The sequence below is a fragment of the Romboutsia sp. 13368 genome, from assembly GCF_018336475.1.
Lineage (GTDB): Bacteria > Bacillota > Clostridia > Peptostreptococcales > Peptostreptococcaceae > Romboutsia.
Genome location: NZ_CP048741.1, coordinates 608942 through 609550, shown reverse-complemented (window position 1 = coordinate 609550; position 609 = coordinate 608942). Strand labels below are relative to the sequence as shown.

Annotated in this window: 1 pseudogene; it reads left to right on the top strand. The window is 28.9% G+C overall.

Features of this window, described 5'->3' with window-relative positions:
- Nucleotides 1-609, top strand: a pseudogene (locus tag G3997_RS02525) (nitrite/sulfite reductase); the annotation flags it as partial.

Genomic DNA, 609 nt, shown 5'->3' with positions numbered 1-609 from the left:
GAAGGTATGACAAAAATGTATATGGAGCATGGTGATTATGATAACCACAATAGAGCAAGAGTAAGGTATATGGTCGATAATCTTGGAGAAGAAGAATTTTTAAAACTATTTAAAGAATATGTTGAAAAGGAAAAAGAAAAAGGTGGACTTGATCTTTATCCACAGCCAATAAGATATTTTGATAGTGGTACTAATTTAAATGAAACTAGTCCAAGGTTATTTAAACAAAAACAATCTGGAAGATATTCAGTTTATATCCATCCAGTTGGAGGTATTTTATCTGTAAAAGATTTAAAATCTTTATTATATGAACTTGATAAATTCAAAAATCCTATGATTAGGCTTTCTATGTCAGAAGGAATGTATGTATTAAACTTAGATGGAAATGAAGCAAAAAAACTATTGGATATAAGTAAAGCATTTAGTGGTGATACTACTATAGAAAAAAGTAGTGCTTGTATTGGTATTCCTCTTTGTCAAATGGGTATACAAAACAGTCAACAAATGCTTCGTGATATTATAAATTACTTTAAAGAAAATGGATCTGAAAAAGTATTAAATGCAATTCCTAGAGTACAAATATCTGGTTGTCTAAATTCCTGTGGTGTT